Origin of the sequence: Halosolutus gelatinilyticus (assembly GCF_023028105.1) — an archaeon.
GTDB lineage: Archaea > Halobacteriota > Halobacteria > Halobacteriales > Natrialbaceae > Halosolutus > Halosolutus gelatinilyticus.
This window is the reverse complement of sequence record NZ_CP095491.1, coordinates 748,570-766,135: the sequence shown is the minus strand read 5'-3', so window position 1 is coordinate 766,135 and position 17,566 is coordinate 748,570. Positions and strand designations below refer to the sequence as shown.

Below are 17,566 nucleotides of genomic sequence, written 5' to 3'. Positions count from 1 at the left end.
CGGGCGGTGCGATCGGAACGCGGCGCTCGAAGGGGGGCCGGCGACCCGACGCACCCTTTCCCTACGAGTCGTCGGCGTTCGAGAAGACGAATTCTCGCACCAGTTTGCCGGCGAGCGACGCCGTCTGGCCGTCGTCGCGGTCGTTGACCTCGACCACGTCGAACCCGCTCGCGTACGGGGCGACCGCGCGCACGACGTCGCGCAGCTCGCGAGGCTCGAGGCCGAACGGCTCCATCGTTCCCGTCCCCGGTGCGTAGGCCGGATCCGCGGCGTCGACGTCGACGCTCAGGTAGACGTCCCGGTCGGCCAGCCGGTCGTCGGGTTCCCAGTCGGCGACGGCCGCGGGCGGGACGACCGTCACGTCGTCGGCCCCTGCGCGCTCCCACTCCTCCTCGCTGCCGGTGCGAGCGCCCAGCACGATCGCTTCCGCGGCGTCGCCCTCCTCGAGGATTCGCCGGAGGACGCAGGCGTGGCTCAGCGGGTTGCCGTCGTACTCGTCGCGAAGGTCGAGGTGGGCGTCGAGGACGACGACGACGTCGGGTTCGACGGCCCGTGCGCCCGCCAGCGAGACGGTGTGCTCGCCGCCGAGGGTCAGCGGGATCGCGTCGTCCCGGACGACGTCCCGAAGCGTTCCGTCGAGCCACTCGAGATAGTCCGCAACGTCGTCCCAGGCGCGGACGTCGCCGAGATCGGCGACGCCGAGGTCCGAAAAATACTGATCGGTCCGACGATCGTAGTCGTCGAACGGCTCCGCAAACGTCCTGATCCGCCGGGGACCGAAGCGCGTCCCCGGCTGGAAGGTCGTCGAGGCGTCCAGGGGCGCACCGACGACCACGAAGTTCGCGTCCTCCGAGTCGGCCGAGCGAGCGGCCGCGTCGGACCCGTTCGTCCGGTAGTCGGTCGCCCCGGGAAACATCAGACGATCTTTCGCTGGTTCTCCATCTCGAGGAACTCGATCTCGTCGTCGGGCGAGACGTCGACGTCCTCGGGGATGCGCATTGTGAACGTCTCGTACGTCTCGAGGTCCATGACCTGCATGTCGGCGCCGTCGACGGAGACGACCTGGCCCTGCTTGCGCTCGATGATCGGGACCCAGATCTTCGCGTCGACCGGCTGCGAGAGCGACCGCTTCTTGCCGTCGAAGACGCCGACGGCCTCGACGCGAGCCTTGGCGCTGCCGTGTTTACCCGGCTTGGCCGTCGAGTAGGCGTTGATCTTACACGCCGCGTCGTCGATCATGACGTAACTTCCTTCCTGGAGGTCGCGAACTTCTTGCTGCTGTTTCGCCATATCCCGGGGTAATCAACCGACGGGTATAAACGGTTTGGAACGGCGCCGACGGCGTGTCACGGCGCCACACCGCGGATTCGGGCGCAACTCGATCCCCGTCCGATCGAGTTGCGATCGAACGGGATATCGACGTTCGGCCACCGATCGGGCTGCGATCGCGATCGGTCTCCGATTCCTCGGCCCCGTATTACTGTTAAAACTCCGAACGTACCAAAACTGCTATCACTCGATCCGCCGATCGGCGGGTATCGTCATGCCCTCCAGACGCGCCGTCCTCGCGACGCTCGGAAGCGCGACGCTCGCCGGGTGCGGCGCACTCAGCGACGACGCCGCCGTGGCCGGATCGTGGCCCCAGCGCGGACACGATTCCGCTCGGACCGGGACCGCCGCTCCCGACGTCGACGGACCCGAGCCGCCGCTGACGACCGCCTGGAGCTTCGAGCACCCCTCCCGCGGCGGGACCAGCGTCTCGCCGCTGCTCGCCGGCGACTCGGTCTACGTCGGCTACACCGACGGCCCGCCGTCGCCCGCCGCCGGCGAACGAACCGTCGTGATCGAAGCGCTCGATCCGGCGACGGGCGACCGCCGGTGGAGCGTGCCCGTCACGACGACTCGAGAGGACCGAGGGACGTACTATCACGCGGATTCCCTGGCGCTCGCCGGCGGCGGGGAAACCGTCCTGTTCCAGACTTCGAACGGCCTCTGTGCGATCGGCACCGACGGAACCGAGAAGTGGTGTTTCGACAACGTCGGGGACGGCCAGCTCAGCTACCAGCCGATCAGTCCTGGCGTCGACGCCGGGACCGCCTACGTCGGCCACTATCGACAGATCGGGACCGACGATCGGGAACCGACGTTCTACGCCGTCGACGTCGAGGACGGACGCGAGCGGTGGCGTCACGAGTTCTCGGCGTGGGAGGGGCAGCTGGTCTACTCGCCCGCGGTCGCCGACGGGGTGGTCTACCTCACCGAATTCGGGGCGGGCGTCAAAGCGCTCGACGCGGCGGACGGAACCGAACTGTGGGCCGAATCGCTCCCCGTCGACAGTGCGCCGACCGTCACGAACGGGACCGTCTTCGCGACGACGAACGAGCACGCCGCCGAGGAACTCGGCGCGATCGCGCTCGACGCGACCACCGGCGAGGTTCGTTGGTCGAAGACGGACGGTGCGCGATCGGCGTGGGCGCCGCGTCACCTCGCGGCCACCGACGACGCGATCTACTATCCGGCTCACGATCGACTCGTCGCCCGGGACGCGGAGACCGGCGATCGGCTCTGGACCGCCGACGGCGGGCGGCCGTCGGCTGACGACCTGATCGAAAGCGGAGCGCCGGCGGTCGTCGGCGATCGGATCTACGTCGGCGGCTCGGCCGTGTTCGTGATCGATCGGTCCGACGGCGAGGTGCTCGGTAGATACGAACTCGATTGGGGTATCGAGAACTCGATCGCCGTCGCCGACGGCTGGCTCTACGTGAACACGGACAGGACCCTGTACGGGCTCACGGAATGTGCGACCGAGATCCTCGGTCACTGCCTTCGGCGGGGATAGCGCCGCCCGGTCTCTCGTCTCGATTAGTCCGTTTCGCGTTCGGGGCCGGCTTCCCACCGAAAGCCGATCGGCGTCGCGGGCGGATCGAGCGGGCTCGCCGGAAGTCCGTCCGCGACCTCGGGATCGTTGTAGGCGCCGGGGGCGACGTCGTTCGGCGTCTCCGGGTAGCAAAGTGACGCCAGCAGCTGGATCTGTCCGCGGCCGACGCCGAGTTCGAACTGCCCGCCGCCGTACATTTTGATCCCGCGATCGGCGCAGTGGCGAATCGTCTCGAACAGCGACTCGATCGAGCCGAACCGCGAGGGCTTGACGTTGAGCCAGTCGGGCTCCCACGGCAGGGCCTCGACGTCCGCGAGACCGTGGATCGGCGCGTCCCAGGAGACCCGCGATCGGACCTCGGGATCGTCGAACAGCGGTTCCGTCTCCGGGGTCAGCGCCGGATCCTCGATCACGGCCTCGGGGAAGGCGTCGAGCACCCGCCGGTACAGGTCGGGATCGGCCGGGGCGTCGACCTCGGTCCCCTCGTACTGCCCCTTGAGATCGAGAATTCGGACGGCTTCGGTCCCGACGCTGTCCTCGATCGACGTCACGACGTCGTCGTCCCACGCCGGCGTCGGATCGAGTTTGAACTCGAGGCCGGGGACCCGCTCGCGCAGGTCGACGAGCCGATCCGGAGTCGGCGGCTCGCCCAGTCGTGTGCTGGCGACGAACCGCAGCGGTTCGGGCGAGCGATCGAGCGTGCTCGCGAGATCCGTCTCCACCTGTCGCAGCGCGAGATCGAGCGCTGCGCTCTCGAGCCCCCAGCGGCGGTAGTTGCGAAAGACCTCCCGATCGGGCGCTCCCGCGGGGAAGAGGTCGACGTCCGCGAGGCGTTGCGAGAACGCCTCGATCGTGTACTCGCCGGTCAGGTCCGGCAGTTCGCGGTCGACGAGCGCGTCGTGTTCCGCCGCGTCGTAGGTAACGTCTTCGCCCTTCCCGACGACCGGCCGATCGTCGGGACCGGGGCCGGCCAGCGAGAACTCGGTCGTCACGCGCGTGAAGTCGCTCGAAGTGTCGCGCTCGAGGCGATCGGTCGAGACGGAGTCGATCGTCACCGACAGCGCTGCGAGTCGCTCGTACGCCATGGGTCACTCATCGGTCGCCAGCGGGAAGAACGTTCGAGTCGAGGCAGTTCCGTCCGTTCGCCGGCGTCAGTTCCCGGCGGCGGTCCCCACGCTCCCGAACAACTGTTCGAAGAGACGCCGCTGGCCGAGTCTGAGGTGCCGGTTGACCGTCGGCTGGCTGACGTCGAGCATCTCGGCGACGTCCTCGCCGGTGCTCTCGCGAGGCCACTCGAAGAACCCCGCCAGGTAGGCCGTCTGGAGGATCTCCCGCTGGCGGTCAGTGAGCGTCTCGACCAGCGACGTCACCCGCTGTTGTCGCAGTCGTTCGTCTCGCCGAGTGTCGTGGCGGCCGGTCAGTTCGACGGACGGGTACCGCTCGCGAAGCATCTCGACGAACTCGCGGACGTCGACCGTCGTCGGGACGTCGACCACGACCGTCATCTCCGACGGGGTCGCCCGGATCGACTGCGGACTCCCGCCGTGACGGACGAGTCGCGAGGCGACCACCTCCCCGGCGACCGTCGCCCCGAAGAGAGCCCGATCGGGCGATCGGGTCACCAACCAGTGATCGGTGACGATCAGAATGTCGTCCAGCGCCGTCGCGACGGCGGTCGGATCGCCGCCGGCCGTGAAGAATAGTCTCGTCTCGTCGTCGGAGTGGGTCGCGAGACCTTCGTACTCGATCGTCGTGTCCGCCTCCCGGGCGACGGTCGCGAGGAACGCGTCCGACTCGTCGAACCGAAGCGTGACCTCGACGGCGACGTCGGTGTGCAGCGCCTGCCGGGCCTCCACGGCGTTGATGGAGTTCGCGATGTTCTCGCCGAGTTCCGCGAACACGGTCCGTTCCAGGTCGTTGAACATGTTCGGCTCGCCCGCGTAGACGGCGAGCACGCCGTAGAAGTACTCGTCGAAGGAGAGCGGAACGCTCGCGACAGCGTGGAAGCCGTCCGCGAGCGCGCGTTTGCGCCACTCCTCGGTTTTCAACCCCTCGACGACGTTTGGAACGACGATCGGTCGCTCCTCGCGGGCGGCGATCGCGGCCGGATCGGCCCCGGTCGTCGCGTCGGCGAGCGTGACCGCGTCGAGATAGCCCTCGCCGGTGCCCGCCCAGGTCCGAGCCGCCAGTTCCGTCCCGCTGGCGTCGTAGGCGCCGATCCACGCGAAGGCGACGTTTTCGGCCTCGACCAGCCGTTCGCAGACGGCCGCCTCGATCTCCTCGCGACTGTCCGCGCCGATGAGTGACTGGTCGATCCGTCGGATGATGTCGGTGATCTGCTGGTGCTGTCTGAGCCGCCGGTTCTGCGCGTTGAGTTCGACGTCGCGTTTCCGAAGGGCGACCTCGCTCTCGAGTCGGTCGAACGCGGCTACCGTCGTCGCGACGAGCGTCTCGACCAACTGCCGGACCTCGGCGTCGATCGGCGACGAGCGATCGGCGACGACGAACACCCCGTGGTTGCCGATCGGGATCGCGAGTCCGTCCTCGCTGGCCTCGCCGAAGACCCTCGAGTCGGTGAACGACGTCGCGGCTCCCCGGATGAAGGCGTCCCACAGCACGGACTCTCGGGTGGCTGCCGCCGGCGCGCCCTCGCAGAGTTCGACGAATCCGGGGGTGAACGCGGTCGGTTCGAGCCGGTTCGAATCGGCGTCGAGGAGGTAGACGGCGACGCTGGGAACGCCGAGCGCGTCTTCGGCTGCGTCGACGACCAGTTCGGCGATCTCGTCTTCGGTTTCCGCGCCGAGCAGTCCACGCGTCGTCTCGTGTAACGACTCGAGCGCGAACTCTCGTTCCTTCTGTTCGGTGATGTCCTGAATCGACCCCCGGAGTTTGACGAGTTCGCCGTCCTCCTCGACGAGTTCGCCGATACTTCGGACCCACCGCTCGTTGCCCGCCGCCGTCGTGAGACGGGCCTCGTGATCCCAGCCGCCGCCCCCGTCGAGCGCCCGATCGAACGCCGTCCGTCCTTCTTCCGGGTCTTCGAGGTGGAAGAAGTCGTTCACCTCGTCGACGTCGAGCGGCGTCCCGGAGGGGACCTCGAACAGCTCGTAGATCGCCCCGCTCCACCGGGGCGCGTACGGCGGTCCGTCCGAAACGTCCGCCTCCCAACCGGCGACTCCGGTCATGCGCTGGGCCTGCTGGAGCATGTTCTTCGTCCGTTCGAGCTCCTCCTCGCGGCGCTTTCGGTCGGTGACGTCCACCATCGCGCCGCGGTACGTGACGACCTCGCCGGCCGCCGTGACGGGAACGCCGATCGCGCGAACCCACCGGACGTCGCCGTCCGCCGTGAGAACCCGTCGCTCGATATCGAACGGTTCGTCGTCGACCAGCAGGCTCGCGATGGCTCGTTCGACGGTTCCGCGGTCCTCGGGGTGGACGAATTCGATCCCTCGTTCGACCGGAAACTCCTCGTCCAGCGGAAGGCCGTGCAGCCGATAGATCCCCTCGGTCTGGATGCTGTCGTACGGCACGCCGTCCCTGACGTCGATTTCCCAGCCGCCGACGTTCGCGAGGTTCTCGGTGTGATCGAGCAGGTTCTTCGTCCGTTCGAGTTCTTCCTCGCGGCGCTTCCGCTCCGTGACATCCTGGAACGTCCCGCGAACCGCGACGACGTTCCCGTCGCCGGTGGCGGTCCGATCGCCCTCGATCGGCCGGCGCTCGCCGTTCTCGAAGACGGGTTTTCCAATGGTCCGGACCCACCGCTGCTCCCCTTCGGCCGTCGTCAACCGAACCTCGATGTCGTAGGCGTCGCCGCGTTCGATCGCGCCGTCGATCGCGGTTCGGAGCCGCTGCCAGTCCTCGGGTCGGTAGAATTTGCTGCCGTCCTCGAGGTCGAAATCGGCCTCTGGCGGGAGGCCGTGGATCCGGTACACCTCGTCGGTCACGGTCATCCGCGTCGTCCCGGTTCCGCGAACGTCGATCTCCCAGGCTCCGATCGCCGCCATGCGCTGGGACTGCTCGAGGAGGTGCCGGGTCCGCTCTAACTCCCGCTCGTACTGCACGCGCTCCGTGATGTCGATGAGGACGCCCTCGAGGGCTTCGACCGACCCGTCGTCGGCGTAGACGCCCCGGCCCTGCTCTTTGACCCAGCGCCGCTCACCGTCGGCGGTTTCGATAGGGAAGACGAAGTGGTACGGCTCCCTTTCGTCCAGGGCCGTTTGTACGTCGTCCCAGATCTGCTCGTGCCGGCCAACGGTGATCTCGTCCCAGGTGACGTCGCCGCGCTCGAACGCATCGGGACTGTGCCCAGTGATGTCGCGAACGCCGTCGCTGACGAACTCGGTCGGCCATCCGGGGGCGTTCTCGACGCGGTAGACGAGTCCGGGAATGTTATCGATAAGTCGCGAGAGCTGGCGCTCTTTCTCGACGCGATCGCCGATGTCCCGACCGATGCCGGCTAACACCGGATTTCCGTCGAGGTCCTCGAGCGCGGTCGCGACGAACTCGTACGGGACGCGGTTCCCGTTTTTCGTCAGGAACGCGGATTCCACGCGCGCGTCCCCCGACTCGAACACCTCCGCGACGGCCTCGACGATGCGAGTGCGCTCGTCCTCGTCGAAGAAGTCTAAGACGTGCATCTCCGCGACCTCCGCTTCGGCGTATCCGGTCGCCCCGGTGAGGCTCGCGTTCCAGCGCCGCAGTCCCCCGTCCTCGTCGAGGACGTAGAACACGTCGTCGATGGCATCGAGGACGTCGTCCGTGTACTCCTGGTACCGTTTCAGTTCCTGTCGCCGGTCGCGCAGTTGCTGCTCGCGCGCCTTGCGCCGGGTGACGTCGTGGTAGATCCCGATCATGTGCTCGCTCCCCGGATCGCCCACGACCCGGCCGCGGACCTCGGCCCAGCGCCAGCCGCCGTCATCGTGGCGCATCCTGAGTTCCCGCTGGTACAATTCCCCGGTTTCGATCGCCTGGTCGAGCGCCGATTCGATGTGCGGCATGTCGTCCGGGTGAACGCGCCGCGTGAACGCCTCGAACGTCCCGTCGAACGACCCGGGTTCGAGCCCGATCGCTCGCTCCAGCGTCTCGTTCCAGGTCACCTCGTCCGTCGCCAGCGCCCACTCCCAGAGCCCCGTGTTCGTCCCCTCGATCGCGAGTTTGAGTCTGCGTTTCGTCTCGCGGAGTTCCCGCTCGCGTTCCTTGTGCTCGGTGACGTCCTCGGCGATCCCAACGATGCGCTCGACTGCGCCGCTCCCGTCGCGGACCGGAACCGCCGTAGCGTGGATCCAGCGGACGTCGTCGTCGGGCTGGACGAGGCGGTATTCCTCGTCGTACTCCGTTTCCGGAAGGGCGCGATACGCCTCGCGAACGCGGTCGCGATCCTCGGGATGAATGGCCTCGACGAACGCCATCCCGTCGTCGTACACCGTCTCCCGATCCTGCCCCCAGACGTCTTCGTAGACGGGGTTGAGGTAGAGAAACTCCGCGGGATCGGCCGACGTCATCCAGATCACCTCGTTCAGGTTCTCGGCGAGCGTCCGGAACTGCCGCTCGCGCTCGCGGAGTTTCCGCTCCCGGTCCTTGCGATCGGTGACGTCCCGGAAGTAGACCGACAGGCCCGTTTCGGAGGGGTAGACGTTGACCACGTACCAGGCGTCGAGCGGATCGGGATAGTAGAATTCGAATGAGGCGGCTTCCTGCGTCTCCATCGCCCGCTCGTACTCCCGGCGCAGTTTCGAGTCCGCCGCCCGCTCGAAGGTGTCCCAGATGTTCTTCCCTTCGAGCCCCTCGCCGCTGAAGTCGATCAGCGCCTCCGCCCGCTCGTTGACGTGGGTGAACCGCCACTCCTCGTCGAGCGCGTAGACGGCGTCCGAGATGCGGCCGTAGATCTCCTCGATTTCGTTCCGCGTCTCCTCGTTGTCGATCGCCGACGCGAGGACGTTCGCGACGCTCCGCACGAACACCGCGTCGTGGTCGCCGAACTCGCGGCGATCGGTCGCGTGTACCCCCAGCACGCCCCACGGATCCTCGATCGAGCCAATGGTCGTGCAGATGCCGCTTTCGACGTCGCGACCGGCGAGCAGCGCCGGACCCGAGAATCGGTCCTCGCTCTCGAAGTCGTCGACGGTTACAGGGTCGTCCCTGCAGAGCGCGTGTCCCGCCTGGGTGTCGGTATCGGCCGGCACTGTCGCCTCGCCGACGAGACCGGCGGGCCAGCCGACTCCCTGACGAAGGGTGATCTCCTCGCCGTCCGGACGCAGCTCGAGCACCGACGCGTACTCGGCATCGAGCGTCTCCGCGACGGCGGCCGAGGCCTCGCGCAGGAACTGATCGAGATCGTCGATTTCGAGCGCCCGCTGACCGAGATCGACGATCACCTCCTGCTGGCGTATCCGTTCGCGACGTTCGGCTTCCCCCGCGGTAGCAGAATCCATTCTGAAGTCCATAAAAGATCTGCAGATGTAAAGCCTTCTGCTCGTATAATTCCGGGAGAAAATAAGAAACGTAGTTACAACCGATCGATTTTCTCGATCGTCGGTCGCCGAACGGACGATTCCGATCCGATCCAGAAGCCGGGTCGATCCCTGCCGACGACTCGGCGGCACGCGGGGCCGACATCGGTTCGATCGCGGTTGCCGCTTCCGGGGGCGCGCTTATGGAAACGGTCGTCGTCGTCGTAGAACTATGAGTAGCGAGGCGAACAAACGGCTCGCCCGTCGCGTTCCGGAGGAGATCGCAACCGAGGGGAACCTCGACCGCATCGACGAGGTGCTGGCACCCGATTTCGTCGAACACGGTCCGTTCGGCCAGGAGATCCGCGGCCGCGACGAAGCGAGAGATCAAATCCAGTCGTTTCTCGACGCGTTTCCGGACTTCGAGGCCACCGTCGATCGGATCCTCGCGGAGGAGGACGTCGTCGCGATGGCCATCACGTGGCGCGGGACCCACGAGGGCGAGTTTCTGGGGATCGACCCGACGGGACGCGAGTTCGAATCGGAAACCGCGGTTTTCACCCGGATCGAAGCCGACGAAATCGTCGAACGGTGGGTTCACCCCTCCCCCGACCTGTTCCGGCAGCTCGGACTGCTCGACCTTCCGTAGCTCGATCGGCGCGAGACGCCGGGGTCCGGTCGACGACGGGCGTCGGTCGTGGCGGGGAAACGGGCGTCGATCGTGACGGAGCGACGGGCGGACGGCTACTCCCGGCGACGCCGCTGCCGGAGATTCTGACGCGTAAACTGCGGTTTCGCGCGGATCGACGTTCGTTCGCGGAACGATCGGTACAGTAGAATCAGCACGGCGACCGAGAAGACGGCGGCGACGATCGACGCCTGCGGCGCCTCCAGGGCGTAGAGGACGCCCATCGAGAACAGCGACATCGTCAGCAGCATGCCGTAAATCAGCCGCTTTGCGAGCGTGTCGAAGACCCCTTTCGAGTCCTCGACGCCGATGCGGACGTAGAGGTCGTCCCGATCGAGCCGATCGAGCGTGCGCTCGGCCTTGGGAGCGAGCCGGGACAACGACTCGGCCGATCGGCGGAGTTGCTCGCCCGACGCTTCCAGGTACTGTCGGACGGATTCCTCGCGGTAGCCCCGTTCGGTCAGGTAGTCGGTCGCGGTCGCGATGAAGTCGAAGTTCGGGTCGAGGGTCACGCAGACGCCCTCGACGACGGTCGCGACCCGGAGGACGAGCGCGAGGTTCTTCGGCAGCCGGAACGGAAACTCGTAGATCGAGTCCTCGATCTGGCCGACGATCTGCTGGACGCGGTACTGCTCGATGTCCCGGCCGCGGGCGTCTTCGATCGCCAGCTCCATCACCTCCGCCATCACGCCCCGGTCGGCATCGGGGCTCAGGGTGCCGATCTCGATCAGCGCGTCGAGGATCCCGTCGATGTCCTGGTTGGCGACGGAGACGTAGAAGTCGACGATCTTGTCCTGGACGAACTCGTCGACCCGGCCGGACATCCCGAAGTCGTAGAAGACGATCCGGCCGTCGTCGGCCACCGCGAGGTTTCCGGGGTGCGGATCGGCGTGGAAGACCCCGTCGTCGATGATCATCTGGAGGTACGACCGCTGGAGGTTCTCCGCGACGGCGGTGCGGTCGATCCCCTTGCGATCGAGTTCCTCGACCCTGGTGATCTTCGTCCCCTCGACGTACTCCATCGTGAGCACGCGCGGCCCCGAGTGGCTCTCGATCACGCGCGGGATGACGAACCGATCGTCGTCGGCGAAGTTCGTCCGGATCTCCGAGAGCATCGTCGCCTCGCGTTCGTAGTCCATCTCCTCCCGGATGGTCTTCGCGAACTCGTCGGCCAGGTTCTCGAGCGAGAACGCTCGCGAGTCGTCGACGAAGTACATCAGGATCGGCAGGGACCACCGGATGACCCGCAGGTCGGACTCGACCAGGTCCTCGATGTTCGGGCGCCGGACCTTTACCGCGACGTCCCGGACGACCTCCCCGCGCGAACCCTCGTCAGTCGGTTGCGGACTCTCGTCGTGCTCCGGGCGGCCGTCGATCCGCGCGCGGTACACCTGTCCGAGACTCGCGCCGCTGATCGCGTCCGTCTCGAACTCCGTGAACCGCTCCTCGACGGGGCCGAGTTCGTCCTCGAGCACCCGTCTCGCGTCGTCCCAGTCGGCCGGCGGGACCTCGTCCTGCAGCGCGGAGAGCACGTCGATGTACTCCGGCGGGAGCACGTCGGGCCGCGTCGAGAGCAACTGGCCGAGTTTGATGAACGTCGGTCCCAGCGTCAGCAGCGACTCGAGCAGCACCTCCGCACGGCGGCGGTGGGTCGCCGAGTCGACCCGCCGCGGCGAGCCGAACAGGAGGAACCGCCGTCGATCGCGCGCGTAGGCGACGAACAGCGGGAGGAACTGCCACGCGACGACGACGAACCGTCTGTACGCGCGGAATGATGCCAGTCTCGGTCACCTCGGGTTAGGGCTCGCCGTCGACGACGTCGATGGAGGTCTCGCTGGTTCCCTGCTTCGGCAACCGCAACTCGAGGACGCCGCGTTCGACCGTCGCCTCGGCGTCCGACTCGGTCGCATCGCCGGGCAGCGGAAGGTCGACCTCGAAAAAGAGCGGACGGTTCTCCTCTACGTAGTCGTAGTCGTCGACGCGGTCTTTCGCCCGACGGGCGTCGATCGCGATGCGCCCGTCCTCGATCGAGAGGTCGAGCGAGTCGGCCGAAACGCCTGGCACGTCGATAACGAGCAGGTACGCGTCGTCGCTCTCCAGCAGATCGAAGAAGACGTCCTCGGAGAGCTCCCGCAACGCGTCACGGAGCGCTGACATAACAGCAGGTTCGAACGCGGATACGAAAAAGGCCGCGGTCGCGGTCGTTTCGGACGATCGCGTCACCCCGTCTACATTCGGGCGACCACACTCGTCTCGAACGGCAGCGATCGACGGCCTGTCGGACCCGACTCGTCAGGCGATCGACGGTGCGTCAGACCAGCCACGTCACGCCGACCGCGATCGCAGCACGTAGTACGCCGGACCTGTACAGAAGGAGGGCGACGGCCGCCACGAGGAGTGCGAGCACGGCGAGCCGGAACGGCCCGATCGGCGGGATGATCATACTGATCCTCGGTCGGATAGTGCTGTGATGACAGTGATACGTTCGGGACGCGCTCTGGACCGAACGCGCTCGGCCCCGAGCGGCGTTTCAGCATTGGTGTCGCGCTCCGAAGCGGGCCGTCCGCCGCGGTCCCCTACGCTTTTGACGCCCGGCGACCCGATTCAAGGTATGGAAGGTGCCGACCGCGAACGAACGGACGCCGGGTTCAAGGTCCGGACCCCCGTCGACGAGGCGCGGCGAATCCTCAGGGAGGCCGCTGCCCCCGACGGGGAGTGTGCGACGGGGACGGAGCGGGTCGAGGTCGAGCGCGCCGACGGGCGAACGCTCGCCCGATCGGTGACCGCGGCGCGGAACGTTCCCCACTACCGGCGAGCGGCGATGGACGGCTACGCCGTCCGCGCGAGCGACACGTTCGGGGCGAACGAGCGATCGCCCGAGGTATTACGGATCGCGGAGCCGGTCGGCGGGACCGACGACGGCCACGCCACCGCCGATCGGGTCGACCCCGACACCGCCGCCCGGGTCCACACCGGGAGCGCGCTTCCCGAGGGCGCGGACGCCGTCGTCATGATCGAACGCGTCGAGGAGCTCGACGAGTTCGGCGAGGTCGAGGTCGAAGACGCCGTCGCCGAGGGCGAGAACGTCGCCGCGATCGGGGAGGACGTTGAGGAGGGCCAGGAACTCTACGAGGCGGGCCACCGACTGCGGCCCTCGGATCTCGGCTTGCTCCGATCGGCGGGCTACGCCCGGGTCGAGGTGACCCAACAGCCGACCGTCGGCGTGATCCCGACGGGCGAGGAGCTCGTCGACGCCGATCCCGGCCCGGGCGAGGTGATCGAGACGAACGGCCTCACCGTCTCCCGGCTGGTCGAGCGCTGGGGCGGCCGCGCCACCTACCGTGACGTCGTCACGGACGATCCCGAGTCGCTGCGGGTCGCGATCCAGCGCGATCTGACCAAGGACGTCGTCGTCACCACCGGCGGCTCCTCGGTCGGCGAACGCGATCTCCTCCCGGAGGTGATCGACGACCTCGGGGAGGTGCTCGTCCACGGCGTCGGCCTCAAACCCGGCCACCCCGTCTGCCTCGGCGTCGTCGAAGAGACCCCCGTCCTCGCGCTGCCCGGCTACCCCGTCGCCTGCATCGTCAACGCCGTCCAGTTCCTCCGCCCGACGCTGCGCTGGCTCGAGGGGACCGAACCCGATCCGCACCCGGGCGTCAGGGCCGAACTCGATCGCAAGATCCCCAGCGAACCCGGCACCAGGACGTTCGCGCGGGTGCAACTCGAGGAACGCGACCCCGGCGAGGACGGTCCGAGATTCGACGCGATCCCCACGCGGGCCAGTGGTTCCGGCGTCCTCTCGAGCGTCGCCCTGGCCGACGGCTGGGTGGTCGTCGACGACGATCGGGAGGGCATCCCGTCGGGCGAGACGGTCACCGTCGAGAACTGGGAAGTCAACCCGTAGCGGCTCCAGATACCGAAGCCGCTCACTCGGTCCGTCGTTGGTCCTCCGAGTCCACGTCGGCCAGAATATCCGCGTCGTCGCTGAGGACGTGGAGATCGCCATCGTCACAGGAGCACTGCGGCCCTTGGCCGGTGCCGATCGGTCGGACGTCTCCCTCCGGCCCTATTCGAACGGAATGGGCCGTCCCGCAGTTTTCGCAGATCGCGGCCGCCCGGCGTGATTTGTTATCATCACCCATTCGAGTTCTATCCACAGTGCGCGTCGATCCGGGTTAACTGTATCTGCCGATCGGTAATCCGTCGGGGCGATCGGACCGGCTCGGCGGTCACCGAAGAGCCAGTCGAACCGCGTCCGCGATCGACCGCGATCGAGCCACGTGCTCGTAGGTGCCGTCGCGAACGCCGTTAGTGACGTACGCGAACCCGACGTTCTCCTCGGGATCGGCCCACCCGACGCTGCTGCCGAGGCCGGCGTGCCCGAAGACGCGCTCCGGGGTCAGCGAACCGTACGGGTCCGCTCCCGTGCCCCCCTTCCAGAAGCCGAGTGCGAACCGCGCCGGTCGGGAGAGGGTGCCGTCGGCGTCCGTCTCCGCCTGGAGGGCGGTCATCTCGTCGACCGCCCCTTCCGAGAGGACGCGCGTCCCGTCGAGTTCGCCCCCGTTGGCGAGGCAAGCGTAGAACCGGGCCATATCGCGAGCGGTGCCGAGGCCGTTCGCGGCGGGGATAACGGCCCGGTGGATGTGCTCCTCGTTGAACAGCGCCGCGAGGTCGGTGTAGTCGGCGTTGAGCCCCTCGCCCGGGTCGCGACACCGATCGAACGCCTCGAAGCCGACGAGCGTCGCCACGTCGTCGGGTTCGTCCTCGCGGAGGCCGATCCCGGTATCGTCCATCCCCAGCGGATCGAAGACGCGCTCGCGGGCCGCCACCTCGATCGGCGTCCCCGCGACGCGGCGGACGAGTTCGCCGACCAGCCAGCCGAACGTGAGCGCGTGGTAGGCCGGTTCCTCGCCGGGCGACGTGACGAGGTCCATCCCCTCGACCGTCTCGACGGACGCCTCCCAGTCGGTCCAGCGATCGGGGCGGTCGTTGATCTCGCCGTACTGGAGACCCGCCGTGTGACTGAGCACCTGTCGGATCGTAATTTCCGATTTTTCCGTCCCCGAATCGGCGAATTTCGGCCAGTAGTCGACCACCCGATCGTCGTACTCGAGGTCCCCCTCGTCGACCAGCGAGTGCAACGCGACCGCGGCGTACGGCTTGGTACACGAGAAGAGGACGTAGCGCGTCTCCGGCGTCGTCCGATCGCCGTCGGGCCCCGTCTCGCCGCCCGCCAGATCCAGGACGCACTCGCCGTCGACGTAGACGGCCAGTTGTGCCCCATGGTGGAGCCCGACGTCGAGGTGGCGATCGAACAGGTCAGTGATCCGCTCGCGATCGGCGTCGGCGAGTCGCGGCATAGCACGGTATGCTTCAGGTGGACGCTTAGTCGTTACTCCGCGATTAGACCTGGAGTTGCAGCCCCAACCAGACCAGAAATGACAGCTGTACTGAACGGGTTCCCGATCGGGCGCCTGCCAGCAGAACACGGTCCCGTCGAACGGCGAGACGCTGATCGCACCCGGTTCGAGGATCGCCAGCCGACTATCGTTTTTACTCCGGGCGCACAAAGGATCCAGATATGGAACGCAAGGAGTTTCGCGATCTCGCGACCCCCGAGGAGGCACGCGAGGCGATCGACTCGCTCTCGCTCGAAGGCGGCGTCGAACGCGTCTCGCTCGCGGACGCCCGCGGGCGGGTGCTCGTCGCCCGGCTCGACGCCGAACTGGACGTGCCCGGGTTCGATCGGGCGAGCCTGGACGGGTACGCCCTCCGGGCGAGGGACACGTTCGGGGCCGACGAAGCGGAGCCGGCGCGGCTGACGATCGTCGGGGAGGTACACGCCGGCGAGACACCCGACGTCGAGGTCGTCGAGGGCGAAGCCGTCGAGATTTCGACCGGCGCGGTGATGCCCCAGGGCGCGGACGCGATGGTGCCGGTCGAGCGAACCGATCGCGTCGAGCGCGGCTCGACGGACGAGACGAACGGCGACGCCGCGGGTACCGAGGGCGACGACGTCTTGATCCGCACCTCGGTTGCGCCGGGAGACAACGTCATGTTCGCCGGCGCGGACGTCGCCGCGGGCGAACGGGCGCTCGGGCCCGGCACGCGGATCACGCCGCGTGATATCGGCCTCCTCTCGGCGCTGGGGATCGACGAGGTGCCCGTCCGCGCGCCGCCGACGGTCGGCATCGTCTCGACCGGCGACGAACTCGTCCGCCCCGGCGACGACGTCGATAGCGATCGCGGCGAGATCTACGACGTCAACAGCTACACGATCGCGGCGGGCGTCGAAGACGCCGGCGGCGAGGCGGTGCTCTACCCCCACGCCGGAGACGACCAGGACGAGATGGAGCGCGTGCTCCGGGTGGCCGCCGACGAGTGCGACCTCGTCCTCTCCTCGGGATCGACGAGCGCGAGCGCGGTCGACGTCATCTACCGCGTGATCGAGGAGCAAGGCGAGTTGCTGCTCCACGGCGTGGCGGTCAAACCGGGGAAGCCGATGCTGGTCGGCCGATTGCAGAATTCCGCGTACGTCGGCCTGCCGGGGTATCCCGTCTCCGCGATGATGGTCTTCCGGACGTTCGTCGCGCCCGCGATCCGCGAGGCCGCCGGGCTCCCCGAACCGAAGGCGGCGACCGTCGAGGGGCGGATGGCCAGACAGGAACGCTACGGCGAGGGACGGCTTCGGCTGATGCCGGTCGGGCTGATGGAAGACGCCGACGGGGAGACGCTCGTCTACCCCGTCGACAAGGGCAGCGGCGCGACGACCACTCTCGCCGAGGCAGACGGCGTCGTCGCGGTCGACCCCGGAACCGACTACCTCGACGAGGGGGAACCGGTTACCGCCCGGCTGTTCTCTTCGGACGTCCGCCCGCCGACGCTGCTCGGCGTCGGCGAGGACGACCCGACGCTCAACCGGCTTCTCGATCGCCTCGAGAATCCGCGGTACCTCTCGATCGGCTCGCGACCCGGCCTGCGACGGCTCCGCGAGGGCGTCCCCGACGTCGCCGTCGTCGCCGGGCCGATCGATCGAGATCCGGGGGCGACCGAACTCGGGCGCTGGGAGCGCGAGTGGGGGCTCGTCGTTCCCGCGGGCAATCCCGCGGAGATAGAGGGCCTCGCCGACCTCGCGGACCGAGAACTGCGGTTCGTCAACCGGACGACCGACTCGGGCCTGCGGACGAGTCTGGGGCGGGCGGTCGCCGACTTCGCCGACGAGCGCGGGACGGACCGCCGCGACCTCGTCGATGCGATCGACGGCTTCGAACTCGGCTTGCGGGCCCACGAGAGTCCCGCCCGGACGGTCATCGACGGCGACGCCGACGCCGGACTCGGCCTCCGCGCCACCGCCGATCGGCTCGACCTCGGGTTCGTCCCGATCGGCGTGCAGTCCGTCCGCGTCCTGGCGAACCCCGATCGGGTCGAGAAGCGGGGGGTCGCCGAACTCGAGCGCACACTCGAGTCGGTCCAGACCGACGGTCGGTCCGGCGTCGAATCCGCGTAGCCCTCGTGTCGGTGATCGGGACAGTCATCTTCAACTGAACT

Annotated in this window: 12 protein-coding genes; 4 read left to right on the top strand and 8 right to left on the bottom strand. The window is 68.0% G+C overall.

Annotation, left to right across the window (positions count from 1 at the left end):
• Window positions 1-61 precede the first annotated feature (61 nt).
• Window positions 62-916, bottom strand: a complete 855-nt coding sequence (gene speB / locus MUH00_RS03910; RefSeq protein ID WP_247002461.1) for an agmatinase — start codon at window positions 914-916, stop codon at window positions 62-64.
• Window positions 916-1,290 carry a translation initiation factor IF-5A gene (locus tag MUH00_RS03905; protein ID WP_247002460.1) on the bottom strand — a complete coding sequence of 125 codons (375 nt, stop codon included), beginning with the start codon at window positions 1,288-1,290 and terminating at the stop codon, window positions 916-918. The genes speB and MUH00_RS03905 overlap by 1 nt, the downstream gene beginning before the upstream one ends.
• A 253-nt stretch (window positions 1,291-1,543) precedes the next feature.
• Here MUH00_RS03905 and MUH00_RS03900 point away from each other — a divergent pair, with 253 nt between their 5' ends.
• The gene (locus tag MUH00_RS03900) at window positions 1,544-2,839 is read left to right on the top strand and encodes an outer membrane protein assembly factor BamB family protein (protein WP_247002459.1); all 1,296 of its coding nucleotides are present in this window, start codon (window positions 1,544-1,546) and stop codon (window positions 2,837-2,839) included.
• Window positions 2,840-2,862: 23 nt separating this feature from the next.
• Here the strand turns inward: MUH00_RS03900 and MUH00_RS03895 are convergent, their stop codons facing one another.
• Together MUH00_RS03895 and MUH00_RS03890 are read right to left on the bottom strand one after the other, a co-directional pair.
• Window positions 2,863-3,963, bottom strand: coding sequence for an enolase-like domain-containing protein (locus tag MUH00_RS03895; RefSeq protein ID WP_247002458.1), 1,101 nt, complete (start codon window positions 3,961-3,963; stop codon window positions 2,863-2,865).
• Window positions 3,964-4,029: 66 nt separating this feature from the next.
• Complete coding sequence (locus tag MUH00_RS03890) at window positions 4,030-9,309, bottom strand: PAS domain-containing protein (RefSeq protein ID WP_247002457.1); 5,280 nt, start codon at window positions 9,307-9,309, stop codon at window positions 4,030-4,032.
• 250 nt (window positions 9,310-9,559) lie between these two features.
• Here MUH00_RS03890 and MUH00_RS03885 point away from each other — a divergent pair, with 250 nt between their 5' ends.
• Window positions 9,560-9,976 (top strand): ester cyclase, encoded by a 417-nt coding sequence (locus tag MUH00_RS03885; protein WP_247002456.1) that lies wholly within the window; start codon window positions 9,560-9,562, stop codon window positions 9,974-9,976.
• Between the two features lie 95 nt (window positions 9,977-10,071).
• On the opposite strand, the gene MUH00_RS03880 is transcribed toward MUH00_RS03885, so the two are convergent.
• From MUH00_RS03880 to MUH00_RS22835, 3 genes are all read right to left on the bottom strand, one after another.
• Entirely contained in the window at window positions 10,072-11,739 is a 1,668-nt protein-coding gene (locus MUH00_RS03880) for an ABC1 kinase family protein (RefSeq protein WP_247004071.1), read from the bottom strand.
• Between the two features lie 73 nt (window positions 11,740-11,812).
• Complete coding sequence (locus MUH00_RS03875; protein WP_247002455.1) at window positions 11,813-12,172, bottom strand: Hsp20/alpha crystallin family protein; 360 nt, start codon at window positions 12,170-12,172, stop codon at window positions 11,813-11,815.
• A 154-nt stretch (window positions 12,173-12,326) separates the two neighbouring features.
• Window positions 12,327-12,458, bottom strand: a complete 132-nt coding sequence (locus tag MUH00_RS22835; RefSeq protein WP_256464806.1) for a hypothetical protein — start codon at window positions 12,456-12,458, stop codon at window positions 12,327-12,329.
• Between the two features lie 168 nt (window positions 12,459-12,626).
• On the opposite strand from MUH00_RS22835, the gene MUH00_RS03870 reads away from it, so the two are divergent.
• The gene (locus MUH00_RS03870; protein ID WP_247002454.1) at window positions 12,627-13,922 is read left to right on the top strand and encodes a molybdopterin molybdotransferase MoeA; all 1,296 of its coding nucleotides are present in this window, start codon (window positions 12,627-12,629) and stop codon (window positions 13,920-13,922) included.
• A 325-nt stretch (window positions 13,923-14,247) separates the two neighbouring features.
• Here the strand turns inward: MUH00_RS03870 and MUH00_RS03865 are convergent, their stop codons facing one another.
• The gene (locus MUH00_RS03865; protein ID WP_247002453.1) at window positions 14,248-15,378 is read right to left on the bottom strand and encodes a serine hydrolase domain-containing protein; all 1,131 of its coding nucleotides are present in this window, start codon (window positions 15,376-15,378) and stop codon (window positions 14,248-14,250) included.
• Window positions 15,379-15,599: 221 nt separating this feature from the next.
• On the opposite strand from MUH00_RS03865, the gene MUH00_RS03860 reads away from it, so the two are divergent.
• On the top strand, window positions 15,600-17,525 hold the full coding sequence (locus tag MUH00_RS03860; RefSeq protein WP_247002452.1) for a molybdopterin biosynthesis protein: 1,926 nt from the start codon (window positions 15,600-15,602) through the stop codon (window positions 17,523-17,525).
• Window positions 17,526-17,566 lie beyond the last annotated feature (41 nt).

Excerpts from the sequence above, each read along its gene's own strand:
- MUH00_RS03885 (WP_247002456.1), top strand. The coding sequence starts at position 9,560 with ATGAGTAGCGAGGCGAACAAACGGCTCGCCCGTCGCGTTCCGGAGGAG.
- MUH00_RS03890 (WP_247002457.1), bottom strand. The coding sequence starts at position 9,309 with ATGGATTCTGCTACCGCGGGGGAAGCCGAACGTCGCGAACGGATACGC.
- speB (WP_247002461.1), bottom strand. The coding sequence starts at position 916 with ATGTTTCCCGGGGCGACCGACTACCGGACGAACGGGTCCGACGCGGCC.
- MUH00_RS03895 (WP_247002458.1), bottom strand. The coding sequence starts at position 3,963 with ATGGCGTACGAGCGACTCGCAGCGCTGTCGGTGACGATCGACTCCGTC.
- MUH00_RS03865 (WP_247002453.1), bottom strand. The coding sequence starts at position 15,378 with ATGCCGCGACTCGCCGACGCCGATCGCGAGCGGATCACTGACCTGTTC.
- MUH00_RS03860 (WP_247002452.1), top strand. The coding sequence starts at position 15,600 with ATGGAACGCAAGGAGTTTCGCGATCTCGCGACCCCCGAGGAGGCACGC.
- MUH00_RS03870 (WP_247002454.1), top strand. The coding sequence starts at position 12,627 with ATGGAAGGTGCCGACCGCGAACGAACGGACGCCGGGTTCAAGGTCCGG.
- MUH00_RS22835 (WP_256464806.1), bottom strand. The coding sequence starts at position 12,458 with ATGATCATCCCGCCGATCGGGCCGTTCCGGCTCGCCGTGCTCGCACTC.
- MUH00_RS03900 (WP_247002459.1), top strand. The coding sequence starts at position 1,544 with ATGCCCTCCAGACGCGCCGTCCTCGCGACGCTCGGAAGCGCGACGCTC.
- MUH00_RS03905 (WP_247002460.1), bottom strand. The coding sequence starts at position 1,290 with ATGGCGAAACAGCAGCAAGAAGTTCGCGACCTCCAGGAAGGAAGTTAC.
- MUH00_RS03875 (WP_247002455.1), bottom strand. The coding sequence starts at position 12,172 with ATGTCAGCGCTCCGTGACGCGTTGCGGGAGCTCTCCGAGGACGTCTTC.